This is a genomic window from Haladaptatus sp. (assembly GCF_049589095.1).
Lineage (GTDB): Archaea > Halobacteriota > Halobacteria > Halobacteriales > Haladaptataceae > Haladaptatus.
Map to the genome: position 1 here is coordinate 1 of NZ_JBAWAC010000255.1, position 12,445 is coordinate 12,445.

Annotated in this window: 9 protein-coding genes and 1 pseudogene; 4 read left to right on the plus strand and 6 right to left on the minus strand. The window is 62.8% G+C overall.

Going from position 1 to position 12,445, the window contains the following annotated elements; genetic code table 11:
• The 5 genes and pseudogenes from WBV42_RS08240 to WBV42_RS08260 form a co-directional block, all read right to left on the minus strand.
• Positions 1 to 670 (minus strand): annotated as a pseudogene (locus WBV42_RS08240) (Na+/H+ antiporter NhaC family protein); the annotation flags it as partial.
• A 78-nt stretch (positions 671 to 748) separates the two neighbouring features.
• On the minus strand, positions 749 to 1,483 hold the full coding sequence (locus WBV42_RS08245; RefSeq protein ID WP_423985609.1) for an amino acid ABC transporter ATP-binding protein: 735 nt from the start codon (positions 1,481 to 1,483) through the stop codon (positions 749 to 751).
• 56 nt (positions 1,484 to 1,539) lie between these two features.
• On the minus strand, positions 1,540 to 2,370 hold the full coding sequence (locus WBV42_RS08250) for an amino acid ABC transporter permease (protein ID WP_423985602.1): 831 nt from the start codon (positions 2,368 to 2,370) through the stop codon (positions 1,540 to 1,542).
• A gap of 17 nt (positions 2,371 to 2,387) precedes the next feature.
• Positions 2,388 to 3,218, minus strand: coding sequence for a transporter substrate-binding domain-containing protein (locus WBV42_RS08255; RefSeq protein ID WP_423985603.1), 831 nt, complete (start codon positions 3,216 to 3,218; stop codon positions 2,388 to 2,390).
• Between the two features lie 94 nt (positions 3,219 to 3,312).
• Positions 3,313 to 3,792, minus strand: a complete 480-nt coding sequence (locus tag WBV42_RS08260) for a COX15/CtaA family protein (protein WP_253227111.1) — start codon at positions 3,790 to 3,792, stop codon at positions 3,313 to 3,315.
• 424 nt (positions 3,793 to 4,216) lie between these two features.
• On the opposite strand from WBV42_RS08260, the gene WBV42_RS08265 reads away from it, so the two are divergent.
• The 3 genes from WBV42_RS08265 (at position 4,217) to WBV42_RS08275 (ending at position 10,855) form a co-directional block, all read left to right on the plus strand.
• Positions 4,217 to 5,329, plus strand: a complete 1,113-nt coding sequence (locus tag WBV42_RS08265; protein ID WP_423985604.1) for a M24 family metallopeptidase — start codon at positions 4,217 to 4,219, stop codon at positions 5,327 to 5,329.
• 74 nt (positions 5,330 to 5,403) lie between these two features.
• Entirely contained in the window at positions 5,404 to 7,659 is a 2,256-nt protein-coding gene (locus WBV42_RS08270; protein ID WP_423985605.1) for an NADP-dependent malic enzyme, read from the plus strand.
• A 1,006-nt stretch (positions 7,660 to 8,665) separates the two neighbouring features.
• The gene (locus WBV42_RS08275; protein ID WP_423985606.1) at positions 8,666 to 10,855 is read left to right on the plus strand and encodes a thioredoxin domain-containing protein; all 2,190 of its coding nucleotides are present in this window, start codon (positions 8,666 to 8,668) and stop codon (positions 10,853 to 10,855) included.
• A 27-nt stretch (positions 10,856 to 10,882) separates the two neighbouring features.
• On the opposite strand, the gene WBV42_RS08280 is transcribed toward WBV42_RS08275, so the two are convergent.
• On the minus strand, positions 10,883 to 11,254 hold the full coding sequence (locus tag WBV42_RS08280) for a thioredoxin family protein (RefSeq protein ID WP_423985607.1): 372 nt from the start codon (positions 11,252 to 11,254) through the stop codon (positions 10,883 to 10,885).
• Between the two features lie 98 nt (positions 11,255 to 11,352).
• On the opposite strand from WBV42_RS08280, the gene WBV42_RS08285 reads away from it, so the two are divergent.
• A complete protein-coding gene (locus WBV42_RS08285; RefSeq protein ID WP_423985608.1) occupies positions 11,353 to 12,396 on the plus strand; it encodes a PLP-dependent cysteine synthase family protein in 1,044 nt (347 codons plus the stop codon).
• Positions 12,397 to 12,445 lie beyond the last annotated feature (49 nt).

Below are 12,445 nucleotides of genomic sequence, written 5' to 3' on the forward strand. Positions count from 1 at the left end.
GTTTCTGTGCGGTGACGAGCGCCTTCCCGATGAATCCGATGAGCGCCGCACCCCACGTCGAGTAAAAGGCGAGTCGGGCAGCGGGACTGCCAGCGGAATCGACGTAGTAGGCGAGTTTGGCCCGTGAGACGTTGTACTTGTCCGTCAGCGGGCGCATCATCGACCCGACCACCAGACAGTTGAAGTAGTCGTCGATGTGGATGATGATCCCCGCGAGGAACGCCGCCTTCTCCGCGTCAGCGGGTGAATCGGTCCGTGCGGTGAGGGCTTCTAGGACGCCACGAAGCGCGCCGGATCGGATCATCAACCCGATCACCCCGCCGATGGCGAAAATCGCCAGCAGGACGTTCTCGACGTACCACGAGTCCGAGAACATCGGCGAAGTGGCCATTATCGTCGGGACGTGTTTCAGGCCGAATATCCCGCCGAGAACGTTTCCCGCCGTTATCGGGCCGAACGACGTATGCAAAAGCGACGTTTTCGGAATCAGGACGTCACCCAAGAAATGCTTCGGAACGCCCGCAGATCCCGGCTTCAACGCACCGTAAACCACGCCAGCGCTGGCGATTCCGGCGAACAGCCCGATGATCGCGTCGCGTGAATACCACGCGAGGCTGATGGCGACCAGTGCCGGAATCACGGACCAGACGCCCGCATGAATCGTATCCATACCATTGTTCCCGACCAGCCGAATAAATGGGTTTTGGGCGGTTGCAAAACCAACGGATCACCAACAAAAACCTACCCGTTAGTGAACGCGTTCGAGAAATCGCTTCGCACGCTCGGTTTCGGGATGGGCGAAGAAATCCGCCGGTTTTCCGGATTCCACGATGCGTCCTTCGGACATCAGGACCACCCTGTCGCCCACTTCGCGGGCGAAGCCCATTTCGTGGGTGACGACGAGCATCGTCATCCCCTCCTCGGCTAAGTTGCGCATCACTTCGAGTACCTCGCCGACGAGTTCGGGGTCGAGCGCGCTCGTCACCTCGTCGAACAGCATGACGTGCGGGTCCATCGCCAACGCTCGGGCGATGGCGACGCGCTGGTGTTGCCCGCCAGAGAGTTGATTCGGATACTTCTCGGCTTGGTCGGCGAGGCCGACGCGGTCCAGCATGGCCTTCGCCCACTTTTCCGCTTCGTCCTCCTCGAACCTTTTCACGACCATCGGGCCGAGTGCGACGTTTTCGAGCGCCGTCTTGTGCGGGAAGAGGTTGAAGCTCTGGAACACCATCCCGGTGTGCTGGCGGAGGCTGTTCACGTCCACGTCCGGGTCGGAGATGGGTTCGCCTTCGAGTCTGATTTCGCCGCCCTGTATCTCCTCCAAGCGGTTCGTACACCGCAGCAGGGTCGAGTTTCCGCTCCCGCTCGGCCCGATGATGACGACCACTTCCCCGTCGTCGACGGAGAGCGACACGTCCTTGAGCACGTGCAGGTCGCCGAAGTACTTGTCAACGCCGTCGAACTCGACCTCGGGGACGTTCATCGTGTTGTCCCCTCGCTCACGATTGTCCATCGCACCGTCCTCGTCCTCGGGAAGGCTCATCGTTCGGACCCCCACATCGAGCGCGACTCCAACGTCCGGACGGTTTTGCCGAGCGGCACCGTGATGACGAGGTAGGCGACGGACACCACGACGATGGGCGTCCACGCGTCGAACGTCGCGCTGTTGACGTTCCGGAAGACGCTGATGAGTTCCGGAATCGCCAGCACCGTCAGCAGTGACGTGTCCTTGACGAGGATGACGAGGTCGTTGCCGATGGCCGCGAGCGCGTTCCGCCACGCTTGCGGCAGGATGACGTAGCGCATCGAATCGATGTACGACATGCCGAGCGACCGCGCGGCCTCCGACTGCCCGCCGGAGACGGAGTTGATGCCGCCTTTGACCGCCTCGCCGATGTAGGCGGTGTGGTTCAGCGTGAGGCCGATGATGGCCGCGGCGAAACTCCAGTTCTTGAGCGGGAACTGCCCGTTCGCCCAGAGCGCCGGAATCCCGAGGTAGACGACGAACAACTGGAACAGAAGCGGCGTCCCACGGAAGAACTCGACGTACAGCGTGGCGATTCGCTGTGTGAATCCCGTCTGTGAGACGCGACCCAACCCGACCAGCACCCCGAAGATAAGCGAGAGAGCGGCCGAGATGACGATGATCTGTAACACGAGGATCAGCGCGTCGATGAACTGCGGCAGGATCGTCACGAGCAGTTGGTAGTCGACGAACTGCGTGAGGATCAACAGCAGAAAGAACAACACGCCGAGGGTGAAGATGCCCGCGACGGCGATGCCGAGCACTTTGACCCGGCGGTCGGTCAGCCACTTTTCCTCACCCTCCGTCGGTCGCTCGATGCCGCGTTCGGTGTATGTCTCTGCCATGAGGACTCCTGCGGCGCTTAGCCGCTGGTCGTGCCTCCCGAACCGGAGGTCTGGAAGTACTTGTTGTAGATCCGATCGTACGTCCCGTTATTTCGGATGGTCGAAAGCGCCCCGTTGACCTGCTTTCTGAGTTTGTCGTCGTTCTTCCGGAACGCGATACCGTAGTCCTCGACGGTGAGCGTGAGGTACGGCGGTGCGTTCTTCTTTCCCTGCCGCTCGGCCGCGCCCTTCCCCTGTAACAAGGTGACTTGGTTGTTCTGCTGTGCGAACGCCTGATTGACCGTGTTGTCGTTGATGACTGCTGCGGCCTGATTGTTCCCCAGCGCGGAGAACGCGTCCGGAATCTGGTCGTAGCTGTCGATGGTGAGGTTGCCGTTGAACTGCTTTTTCAGCTTCTGGGCGGCAGCCTCGCCGGTCGTCCCCTTCTGGACGGCGACCGTCTTCCCTTTCAAGTCCTGCACGCTCGTGATGCCGCTGTTTTTCAGGACGAGGACGGTCTGGTACGCCGTGAAGTACGGGTCCGAGAAATCGACCTGCTTCGCTCGCTCCGGCGTGATGGTCATCGCGCTCATGATGACGCGGAAGTTCCCGTTGTTCAGGCTCGGGATGATGGTGTCGAAGCTCGTCTGGACGAACTCGTAGTTGTCCCCGAGTTGTTGCTTGAAAATCGCATTTGCGATATCCACGTCGAAGCCGATGAGCTCCCCGGTTGCGGTTCGGTATTCGAACGGTCGATACGGGATGTCGGAGCCGATTCTGATGGTACCACCCTGTGCGCTCGCGTTGCCCGCGAACGTCAGGCCAGCGATAGCTCCGCCGCTCCCCCTGAGAAAGGTCCGTCTGTGCATTGTGGTTCTCCCCCGATACTACATAGTCAAACAGCGTATAGAAAGCTACTATCGGTTTCTAGCGGCAGTTCGGTAAAATTTCCGCGGTGATATGTTAGTCGTCAGACGGATAGGCGCCGGGTGAATCCGTCGCGGATGTCGTGGCCCGGTCTGGTTCCTCGTAAGCCCACAGCGTTGTCGCCAACAGCGCCGCGAATATCAGCAACGCGGTGGCGTGATGGGCCACGAGGACGGCCGGACCGTAGATCAGGACGGTTGCCCCGCCGAGGAGTACCTGCACCGGAAGGACGACCAACGCGAGGGTCGCGGCGGCCCGGATACGGGTGCTCTCGTAGTATCTCCATGCGCCGACGGTGGTTCCCAGGATGAAAAATCCGGTCACCATCGCCACGAGTCGGTGGAACCACTCGATGAAACTCGGGAACGTCTGTGGAATCAGTCCACCGTCACAAAACGGCCACTGTTGACCACACGAGAGACCCGCACCCATCGCGGCGGTGTACACGCCGAGCAGGATGAGTACGAACGTCAGTACTGTCGTGACGGCGGCGAAACGCCGAAATCGGGTCCCCATTAGTTACGCACCTCGGGTCGGTTTTCTCCTATCATACTGATCCCCTTTCTCGGGATTTGGGATGGGCTGTACTTAGGTCTGTCCGACTTTCCCGGAGAGTGAGAGCCGAACGAAATGGAACCGGAGGACGGGGAAGGAATCGGAAGACGAAATGGAACCGGAGGGAGGGGAGGGAGAGCATCGGAAAAAGCGGACAAGTGTTGGAAAAGCCGGGAGAGGCGTCGGAAAGACAGGGGTTGGTTGTGGGGGCGGAGCGAGTTCAGCCGGGACCACACAGCTGTGATACCACCAGCGGGCAGGACTGGATTGGCTTCTTCACATTTCTATAAGTCAATAATAAGTTTTGTGGAAAAATACTGTCGAGAAGACGGCAACAGTGGACTCAAGCAGGTGTTTGAAGGAGGCCGCTCGCAATAAGGGAACCATGACCAAACGAGACCGTCTCGACAGCCTCCTTGCCGAGCGCGATATCGAATCCGTCTGGTTCGCGCGTCCGAACTCGTTCGCGTGGCTCACGGGCGGCGACAACGTCATCGACCGTGAGGGCGACGTCGGCGTCGCCGCCGTCGGCTACGACGGCGATACGTTCCGCGTCGTCACCAATTCCATCGAAGGAACCCGCCTTCGGGACGAGGAACTCCCGGACGGGATGCCCGTCACCGAGTACCCCTGGTACGAATCGTCGTTGGCGGATGCGGTGGCGGAGCACGCCGAGACGCCCGCCGCCGCCGACTTCGACGTGCCGGGCGTCGAATCGGTCGACGCCTCGCCGCTTCGACAACCGCTCACCGACGAGGACGCCGACGCGTATCGGCAACTGGGCACCGAGACCGCTGCCGCAGTCGAAGCCATCTGCCGGAAGCTGGATCCGGACGATACCGAACGGGAAATCGTCTCGGCGGTCCGCGGCGCGCTCGACGCGCGCGACATCGAGACGCCCGTGGCGCTCGTCGGCGGGAGCGAACGCGCACAGCAATATCGTCACTACACGCCGACTGAGGCGAAGTTGGGGGACTATGCACACGTCTCCGTGACGGCGGAACGGGCGGGACTACACGCGAGTTGTACCCGCACCGTCGCGTTCGATGCGCCGGAGTGGCTGGCGGAGCGACACGAGGCGGCGGCGACGGTCGAGACGACGGCACTCGCTGCAACACAGCGGTTTGGGACGGAAGCAGTCGGAGGAAGCGAGGGGAGTGGAAGAAGGGACGGACGGGCGAAGGACGTGTTCGCGGCGATTCAGGACGCCTACGACCGCGTCGGCTATCCGGGCGAGTGGGAGTATCACCATCAGGGCGGCGCAGCGGGGTACGCCGGACGTGAGTGGATCGCGACACCAACGACGGACGACGTAATTCGACTGCCGATGGCGTACGCGTGGAACCCGACGGTGCAGGGGGCAAAGAGCGAGGACACCGTCTTGGTCGACGAGGACCGGATCGAAATCCTCACGCAGACGGGCGACTGGCCGACGGAACCCGTGACTGCACTCGACGACGACGTGACGCTGTCGCGCCCGTCCATCCTCGAACTCTGAGTTCGACAAATGTCGAAGGATGATTTCGACGCAGACGGATAGCTTTTTACACGCGGGTAGAAACAGTATCCGGCATGGGACTTGACGAGGATTCACTCGATTACCACCGGAGCGACCCGCCGGGAAAGATAGAGATTTCGACGACGAAGCCGACGAACACACAACGTGACCTGAGTCTCGCCTACTCCCCCGGCGTCGCCGCGCCGTGTGAGGCGATCGCGGACGACGCGGGGGATGCGTACTCCTACACCGCGAAGGGGAACCTCGTCGGGGTCGTCTCGAACGGCAGTGCCGTTCTCGGTCTCGGTGACATCGGCGCACAGGCGTCGAAACCCGTGATGGAAGGGAAGGGCGTTCTGTTCAAACGATTCGCCGACATCGACGTGTTCGACATCGAACTCGATCAGCAGAACCCCAGCGACATCGTTCGAACCGTGAGCGCGATGGAACCCACGTTCGGGGGTATCAACCTGGAGGACATCAAAGCGCCCGAGTGCTTCGAGATCGAGGAACGCCTCCGCGAGGAGATGGACATCCCCGTCTTCCACGACGACCAGCACGGCACCGCCATCATCAGCGGGGCCGCCCTCATCAACGCAGCAGAAATCACGGACAAGAACCTGGAAGACCTGAAGATCGTCTTCTCCGGCGCTGGCGCGAGCGCCATCGCTTCGGCCCGATTTTACGTCTCGCTCGGGGCGAAGAAGGAGAACATCATCATGTGTGACTCCACGGGCATCATCACGGACGCCCGCGTCGAGAAGGGTGACGTGAACGAGTTCAAGACCGAATTCGCCCGCGACGTTCCGGAGGGCAACCTCGCAAGCGCGATGGACGGCGCGGACATGTTCGTCGGCCTCTCGGTTGGCGGCATCGTCAGCCAGGACATGGTGCGTTCGATGGCCGACAACCCGTTCGTCTTCGCCATGGCCAACCCGGACCCGGAAATCAGCTACGAAGATGCCAAGAACGCCCGCGACGACACGGTCATCGTGGCGACCGGCCGTTCGGACTACCCGAACATGGTCAACAACGTGCTCGGATTCCCGTTCATCTTCCGTGGCGCGCTCGACGTGCGCGCGAGCGACATCAACGAGGGGATGAAAGTCGCCGCCGCACGCGCGTTGGCGGAACTGGCCAAGAAGGACGTTCCGGACGCCGTCGTCAAAGCCTACGGCGACCAACCGCTTCAGTTCGGCCCGGATTACATCATCCCGAAACCGCTCGACCCGCGTGTGCTGTTCGAGGTCGCACCCGCCGTCGCGGAGGCGGCCATGGAAACCGGCGTGGCCCGCAGCGAACTCGACGTCGACGAGTACGTCGAGACGCTCGAAGCGCGCCTCGGCAAGTCCCGCGAGATGATGCGTGTGGTCCTGAACAAGGCCAAAAGCGACCCCAAGTGCGTCGCGCTCTCGGAAGGCACGGACAGGAAGATGATCCGCGCCGCCTACCAGATGCGCGAGGAGGGTATCGCCAACCCCGTTCTCATCGGCGACCGCGCGGAAATCGAGGCGAACGTCGAGGACCTCGGCCTCGACTTCGAACCCGAAGTCGCTGACCCCGAGAACGGCGACTACGACGACTACGCCGACCGACTGTACGAACTGCGCGGGGGGAAGGGCGTCACTCGGAACGAGGCGGGCGAACTCATCGAGAAGGATTCGAACTACTTCGGAAGCGTGATGGTCGAACAGGGCGACGCCGACGCCATGCTGACGGGGCTGACCCACCACTACCCGTCCGCACTGCGCCCGCCCCTCCAGGTCATCAGCACCGCGCCGGACGTGGAGTACGCCGCCGGTGTGTACATGCTCACGTTCAAGAACCGGGTCGTGTTCTGTGCTGACACGACGGTGAATCAGGCACCCGACGAGGATGTGCTGGCCGAGGTCACGAAGCAGACCGCCAAACTCGCCCGCCGGTTCAACGTCGAGCCTCGGGCCGCGCTGCTCTCGTACTCCAACTTCGGCAGCGTGACCAACGAGGGAACGCGCAAACCGCGTGACGCCTCCAAGATCCTGCGCGACGACCCCGACGTGGATTTCCCCGTCGATGGCGAGATGCAGGCCGACACGGCCGTCGTCGAGGAAATCCTCAACGGCACCTACGAGTTCTCGGAACTGGACGAACCCGCGAACGTCCTCGTCTTCCCCAACCTCGAAGCGGGCAACATCGGCTACAAACTCCTCCAGCGCCTCGGCGGCGCGGAGGCCATCGGCCCGATGCTCGTCGGCATGGACAAACCCGTCCACGTCCTCCAGCGCGGCGACGAAGTCAAGGACATCGTGAACTTGGCTGGCGTTGCCGTCGTGGACGCGCAGAAGGAGTAATCACCGCGAGCGAAACGAGGCGCTGATTTTTTAGAGGTTGTAGAATGTCTCAATCCACACGCTCGGAGGGGATTTTAGTTTTTTCTGAGATCACAGCGACCGAGCCGCATGAATTACCGCACCGCGCCACACGCCTCCCCAACCGACTCCTCGCTGACGCTCGTCGTCCACCGTCGGAGACAAGCTCCGACGAGCCACTCGCTCACTCCGGAAGAGCAAGCTCTTCCGTGCTCCCGCTCGCACGCTCACGGGAATTTCGTTCGCGAGGACGTCGCGCGCCGTGCGGCTGGTTCAATATTCGGCCCGCCCGTCCAACTGGGTGGCGCGCGGGCCAGTAGGTCCGAGGACCGCGAGGTTTCGCAGAAACCTCGGAAGCGAGTAGCGCGGAACGTCGTACCGCGGACCATCCGAGCGGGCACGGCCCGCGAGAAGACGGCAACGCCGCGAGCCACGTCGTCCGAGGACCTGCTGGCTATCGCGCGAGGGATGACGACCGAGGAACACAGTGACGAGTGGAGTTCTCGTGAACGACAAAGGAGTGAGCGAGAGCACGGGAGAGCTTCGCTCTCCCGGAGGAATCGGCTGGAGAGGCTCGTGGTGCGGAGCGGTGCGGTTGCGGTGCGAGGTGGGACTTCTGAAAGACTTCGTCTTTCAACTCCCCGCTCGTTCCTTGCGGGGATGAAAGGGGCCGCCCGCTCGCGTAGCGCGTGGTCGTCTTCACGAGCAACTATTCTGGCCTCTCCGCACCATTCGGCCAGAATATCTCGTGGAACGGCCGCGAGCGTGGCGGGGGCTTTCGGAGCGGTCTGCTTTCCAGCAACTGTAATCGTAAAACTATCAAACGAGAGTCGAGACGAGCGGGGGCTTTCGAGGCAATCTTCTCGATAACTGCAATCCCACAAATTCCTATCCTACTAAATTCAACTATTTTCTACTACACTAAAACACACTAACCCCTCTTGTCGAATCCCCATCTTTACCTCTCTGAGTCCACTCACCCACAACTATGACCGCACCTACCGAGCGAAATCGACTGGACGAGGAGGAAAGTCCGTACCTCCGCCAGCACGCCGACAATCCGGTGAACTGGCAACCGTGGGACGACGCCGCGCTGGAGGCAGCCAAGGAGCGCAACGTCCCCATCTTCCTCTCGATCGGCTACTCGGCCTGCCACTGGTGTCACGTGATGGCCGAGGAGAGTTTCGAGGACGAGGAGGTCGCGGCGTTGCTGAACGAGAACTTCGTGCCGATCAAGGTCGACCGGGAGGAGCGCCCGGACATCGACGCGATCTACATGAGTATCTGCCAGCAGGTGACGGGTGGCGGCGGGTGGCCGCTGTCGGCGTGGCTGACGCCGGAGGGCAAGCCGTTCTACGTCGGGACGTACTTCCCCAAGCGCTCCCAGCAGGGGCGTCCGGGGTTCATCGAGTTGCTCGAAAACGTCACAAACACGTGGCGGGAGAACCCTGAGGAGATGAAAAACCGGGGCGAGCAGTGGACGAGCGCCATCGAGAGCGAACTGGAATCGACGCCCGACGCGGACGACGCGCCCGGCCCGGAACTGCTCTCCAGCGCGGCCTCCCAGACGGTTCGCAGCGCGGACCGCGATCACGGTGGATTCGGGCAGGGGGGACCGAAGTTCCCGCAACCGGCGCGCATCGAGTTGCTCCTCCGCGCCGACGACCGACTCGGCGGGGAACAGTATCGCGACGTGGCCGTCGAAACGCTGGACGCGATGGCGAACGGAGGGATGTACGACCACGTCGGCGGCGGGTTCCACCGCTACGCGACCGACCGCAAGTGGACGGTACCGCACTTCGAGAAGATGCTGTACGACAACGCGGAACTGCCGCGCGCGTTCCTCGCGGGCTACCAACTCACGGGCGACGAACGCTACGCGCAGGTCGTCCGCGAGACGTTCGAGTTCCTCGGCCGCGAGATGCGCCACCCGGACGGCGGCTACTACAGCACGCTCGACGCCCGGAGCGAAAACGAGGACGGCGAGGACGTGGAGGGCGAGTTCTACGTCTGGACGCCGAGCGAGGTGTTCGAGGCCGTCAACGCCGAAGATAGTGATATCGATATCGACGCCGAGACGAGGGCTGACATCGTCTGCGAGCGCTACGGTATCTCCCGGTCGGGCAACTTCGAGGGTCGGACGGTCCTCACGTTGCGGATGGGGGTTCCCAAACTGGCCGAGAAGTACGAGTTATCGGAGGAGGAAGTCGAGACGTTGCTCGAAGACGCTCGCCGATCGATGTTCGAGTTCCGCGAGAATCGACCCCGACCGCCCCGCGACGAGAAGATTTTGGCTGGGTGGAACGGCCTGCTGATCACCGCACTCGCGGAGGCGGGATTCGTCCTCGACGATCGGTACGCCGACCTCGCGGCGGACGCGCTCGGCTTCGTGCGCGAGCACCTGTGGGACGAGGACAAGAAAAAACTCTCGCGGCGGTTCAAGGACGTTTCCGAGTCACACTCGGAAGCTCGTGAGACATCGTCTCACGGTGGGAACGTGGCCATCGACGGTTACCTCGAAGATTACGCATTCCTCGCCCGCGGCGCGTTCGCGCTGTACGAGACGACCGGGAACCAGGACCACCTCGGTTTTGCCCTCGACCTCGCGCGGGCCATCGAGCGCGAGTTCTGGGACGAAGAGCAGGGAACGCTGTATTTCACCCCCGAGAGCGGCGAGCGGTTGGTCGCTCGCCCGCAGGAACTCGCCGATCAGTCCACGCCGTCCAGCCTCGGCGTGGCGACCGACACGTTGGCCGTCCTCTCGGAGTTCGCGCCCGACGAGGCCTTTGCGGGGATTCCGGAGGCGGTCCTCGAAACACACGCCCGAACCATCGAATCGAACCCGTTCCAGTACGCGACGCTGGCGCTCGCCGCGGACCGCAACGCGACCGGATCGCTGGAACTGACGGTCGCGGGCGACGAACTCCCCGAGGAATGGCACGACCGACTCGCGGAGACGTATCTCCCGACACGAATCCTGACTCGCAGACCGCCGACGGCGGACGGCGTGACGGAGTGGTGTGAGAAATTGGAACTGGACGAAGTGCCGCCGATTTGGGCGGATCGAGGCTCGGAGGCGGAACCGACGCTGTACGTCTGTCGGTCGTTCACTTGCTCGCCGCCCGTGACGGACATCGACGCGGGACTGGAGTGGGCCGACGACCTCGCACCGGAGTGACGGTATCGAAACGGAGTCGTCGCGGGATCAGGCCAACGCGTCGCTCGCGAGCAGTTTGCGGGCGAGGTAGTCGGCGGCGGGGACGTCTTCTTTCTCCTCGAAGCGGGCGATTTCCTCGTCGGCGCGTTCCACCACGACCGTCGGAATGAGCGTCACGTCGTACTCCTCGGTGAGTTCGCCGTTCTTGTCGTCGTCGACCTCGTAGACGTGAATCCGCTCATCCTCGACTCCTGCGGCCTTCAACGCGGCGAAGAAGTCGGGGAGACGTGACCGACAGTCGCCACACCAGTCCGCGCCCCAGACGCGGTAGGTGAGTTCGCCGAGACCTGCTTCGAAGGCGTTGATGGTTTCGCTGTGCTCGCTCGCATTCCAGTCGGGGTTCGGTACTGTCGATTCCATAGGCGAGCATGGGGGCGAACGCGAATAAGGATTCTCGCTTCCGGCACTGCCTGCCGGTGTCCAGTAGGTGTTTAGGCGTGGAATTCGTACCGTGAATCATGAAATCCTCCATCCTCGACGCGGTAGGATCGCCACTCGTCCACGTCCGCTCACCCGAGGGTGCGACCGTCGCCGCGAAACTCGAATCGTTCAACCCCGGCGGGTCCGCGAAGGACCGCCCGGCACTGGCGATGGTCGAGGCCGCGGAACGCGCGGGCGAACTCCACCCCGGCGACCGAATCGTCGAACCCACCAGCGGCAACACGGGAATCGGTCTGGCCGTCGTCTGTGCGGCCCGCGGCTACGATCTGACCATCGTCATGCCCGCCTCGAAGTCGCCCGAGCGCAGACAACTGCTCAAGGCCTACGGCGCTGACCTCGAACTCGTCGATGGCAACATGGAATCCGCGAAAGCGCGCGCGGACGAACTCACGGAATCCGGCGACGCGATACAACTCGGCCAGTTCGAGAACGCGGCAAACGCGGACGCCCACTATCGAACGACGGCCGAGGAGATTATCGAAGAGGTCGATGGCCGCGAAATCGACGCCTTCGTCGCAGGTGTGGGCACGGGCGGAACGATCACCGGAACCGCCTCGCGCCTCAAGGAGGAGTATCCGGACATGGAAGTCGTCGCCGTCGAACCCGACCGCAACCCCGTCCTCTCGACCGGCGAACCCGGCGAGGACGAGTATCAGGGGATGGGTCCGGGATTCGTGAGCGAGTTGCTCGACACGGACCTGCTCGATTCGGTCGAGCGAGTCCCGCTGGAGGACGCCGAGGACGAATGTCGCCGCCTCGCCCGCGAGGAGGGTATCCTCGTCGGTCAGTCCAGCGGCGCGGCGAGCATCGCGTCCTACCGCGTCGCCGAGCGCCTCGCCCAACCCGACCTCAACTGCCCCGAAGTCCCGGAGGAGTGGCAGGAGGCGATGGACGAAAGAAGCGAAAAAGCGAGGTCTGACGGTGGCGTCGACGACCAGTCGACGGTAGGTCGGATGGAATCCGACGGTGGCGTCGATCAGGACTACGACGACTGCCCGCTCGTCGTCACCATCTTCCCCGACAGCGGCGAACGCTATCTCTCGACCGGGATGTTCGACTGAGGTATCGTCCCGCGCCACTTCTATCCCTTTCTCCCTGCTTATCGTCGGC